This window comes from Leifsonia poae, from assembly GCF_027921845.1.
GTDB lineage: Bacteria > Actinomycetota > Actinomycetes > Actinomycetales > Microbacteriaceae > Leifsonia > Leifsonia poae.
Window position 1 is genome coordinate 626,410 of the sequence record NZ_BSEN01000001.1, and the last position, 2,747, is coordinate 629,156.

General features: G+C 65.3%; 4 protein-coding genes. All 4 read right to left on the minus strand.

The window, feature by feature from the left end; translation table 11 throughout:
• Positions 1-26: 26 nt before the first annotated feature.
• Positions 27-596: a 50S ribosomal protein L17 gene (rplQ, locus tag PKE84_RS02940; RefSeq protein ID WP_271175693.1), complete on the minus strand. Its 570-nt coding sequence runs from the start codon at positions 594-596 to the stop codon at positions 27-29.
• 60 nt (positions 597-656) lie between these two features.
• The gene (locus PKE84_RS02945) at positions 657-1,652 is read right to left on the minus strand and encodes a DNA-directed RNA polymerase subunit alpha (RefSeq protein WP_271175694.1); all 996 of its coding nucleotides are present in this window, start codon (positions 1,650-1,652) and stop codon (positions 657-659) included.
• Positions 1,653-1,784: 132 nt separating this feature from the next.
• The gene (gene rpsK / locus PKE84_RS02950; protein ID WP_055821293.1) at positions 1,785-2,183 is read right to left on the minus strand and encodes a 30S ribosomal protein S11; all 399 of its coding nucleotides are present in this window, start codon (positions 2,181-2,183) and stop codon (positions 1,785-1,787) included.
• 41 nt (positions 2,184-2,224) lie between these two features.
• Positions 2,225-2,599, minus strand: a complete 375-nt coding sequence (rpsM, locus tag PKE84_RS02955) for a 30S ribosomal protein S13 (protein ID WP_271175695.1) — start codon at positions 2,597-2,599, stop codon at positions 2,225-2,227.
• Between the last annotated feature and the right edge of the window lie 148 nt (positions 2,600-2,747).

Consider the following 2,747-nt stretch of genomic DNA (forward strand, 5'->3'; position numbering starts at 1 on the left):
GCGGGGCCTTCGTGGACTGCTGAGCGTTACGCCTTCTCGGCCTCGGCCTCGGCGGTGGTCTCCTCCGACTCGGTGGCCTCGGCGTCAGCCGTGGTCTCCTCGACGACCTCGGCCTCTGCGGCGGCGGTCTCGGTCGAAGCCTCCTCGACGGGGGCCTCCTCGACCGGGGTCTCCTCGGCCGGAGCGGCCTTCGGAGCGGCGGTCTTGGACGACTTCGTCGACTTCACCTTCGGGGTGACCGGCTCGAGCACGAGCTCGATCTGAGCCATGGGGGCGTTGTCGCCCTTGCGGTAACCCAGCTTGGTGATGCGGGTGTAACCACCCTCGCGCTCGGCGACGAGCGGGGCGATCTCGGTGAACAGCTCGTGCACGACCGACTTGTCGTGGATGATGCTGAGCACACGACGGCGGGCGTGCAGGTCGCCGCGCTTGGCGAACGTGACGAGACGCTCGGCCAGCGGACGCAGGCGCTTCGCCTTGGTCTCCGTGGTCTTGATGCTCTTGTGGGTGAAGAGCGCAGCGGCCAGGTTGGCGAGCATCAGGCGCTCGTGCGCGGGACCGCCTCCGAGGCGGGGGCCCTTGGTGGGCTTAGGCATGATCGGTTATCTCCAGTGTTGAAAGTTGGTGTGTCAGTCGGAGTCGTCGGACGACGAAGCTCAGATGCTGGTCTCGTCTTCTTCGTACCCGCTGTAGAAGTGGGCGCCGTCGAAGCCGGGAACCGAGTCCTTGAGCGACAGACCCATCTCGGTCAGCTTGTCCTTGACCTCATCCACCGACTTCTGACCGAAGTTGCGGATGTTCATCAGCTGCGTCTCCGAGAGCGAGACGAGCTCGCTCACGGTGTTGATGCCCTCGCGCTTGAGGCAGTTGTACGAGCGCACCGAGAGGTCGAGGTCTTCGATCGGCATCGACAGCTCGGAGCTGAGAACGGCGTCGACCGGCGCGGGGCCGATCTCGATGCCCTCAGCGGCGGTGTTGAGCTCGCGGGCCAGGCCGAAGAGCTCGGTCAGCGTACGGCCGGCGGACGCGATGGCGTCGCGCGGGCTGATGGCCGGCTTGGTCTCGACGTCGACCACGAGGCGGTCGAAGTCGGTGCGCTCACCGGCACGGGTGGCCTCGACGCGGTAGGTGACCTTGAGGACGGGCGAGTAGATCGAGTCGATCGGGATCTGACCGGCCTCGCTGTACTCGTTGCGGTTCTGGGTCGCCGAGACGTAGCCGCGGCCGCGCTCGATGGTGAGCTCGACCTCGAACTTGGCCTTGTCGTTGAGCGTCGCGATGACGAGCTCCGGGTTGTGGATCTCGACACCGGCAGGAGCCGAGATGTCGGCGGCCGTGACCTGGCCGGCACCCGTCTTGCGCAGGTACGCGGTGATCGGCTCGTCGTGCTCGCTGGAGACGACGAGTCCCTTGATGTTCAGGATGATCTCGGTGACGTCTTCCTTCACACCGGGCACCGTGCTGAACTCGTGCAGCACACCGTCGATACGGATGCTCGTCACGGCAGCGCCGGGGATCGAGGAGAGGAGCGTGCGGCGAAGCGAGTTGCCGAGGGTGTAACCGAAGCCCGGCTCGAGGGGCTCGATCACGAACCGCGAGCGGAACTCGGAGATGTTCTCTTCGGCGAGCGTAGGACGCTGTGCAATGAGCACTGTTTAATTCCTTTCGGCTAAGTGTCCGCTATATGACACTTGCGTGATGTAGGTATTGAGTTATGTCGCGCGTGAGCGACGACGACCGGCACAGCCGACCGCCGTCGCTCGCGCGAAAGGAATACAGACTGCTTAGACGCGGCGACGCTTCGGCGGGCGGCAACCGTTGTGCGCCTGCGGGGTGACGTCGTTGATCGAACCGACCTCGAGGCCGGCGGCCTGCAGCGAGCGGATCGCCGTCTCGCGACCCGAGCCCGGGCCCTTGACGAAGACGTCGACCTTCTTCATGCCGTGCTCCTGCGCCTGACGCGCGGCCGACTCTGCGGCGAGCTGTGCGGCGAACGGGGTCGACTTGCGCGAACCCTTGAAGCCGACGCCACCCGAGGATGCCCAGCTGATGACCGCACCGGTGGTGTCGGTGATCGAGACGATGGTGTTGTTGAACGTCGACTTGATGTGGGCCTGGCCCACGGCGATGTTCTTCTTTTCTTTCTTGCGCGGCTTGCGAACGGCCGACTTGGGTGCTGCCATGATTTCTCCTGAATCCTAAAGGCGAGGCTGCTGGCTAAGGCCTAGCGAGCCTTCTTCTTGCCGGCCACGGTGCGCTTCGGTCCCTTGCGGGTACGAGCGTTGGTCTTGGTGCGCTGACCGCGGACCGGGAGGCCCTTGCGGTGGCGGATACCTTCGTAGCTGCCGATCTCGACCTTGCGGCGGATGTCGGCTGCCACCTCGCGGCGGAGGTCACCCTCGACCTTGAAGTTGCCTTCGATGTAGTCGCGGAGCGCGACGAGCTGGTCGTCGGTCAGATCTTTGACGCGGATGTCGCCGTCGATGCTGGTGTCGGCGAGGGTCTTCAGAGCCCGCGTGCGTCCGACGCCGTAGATGTACGTGAGTGCGACTTCCACGCGCTTTTCGCGCGGGATGTCGACGCCTGCTAGACGTGCCATTGTGGCTTTCTCCTGTGAGTGAGTGGAGGTCTGCAGCAACTCCGGTGCCCCGGCCTCCAACCGGGGGTGTCCCCCGCCGCGACAAGCGCTGCGGGATCTGGTGTTGCCTTCATTCGATATTCAGTTGTGCCGGCCGGCGGGACGGATC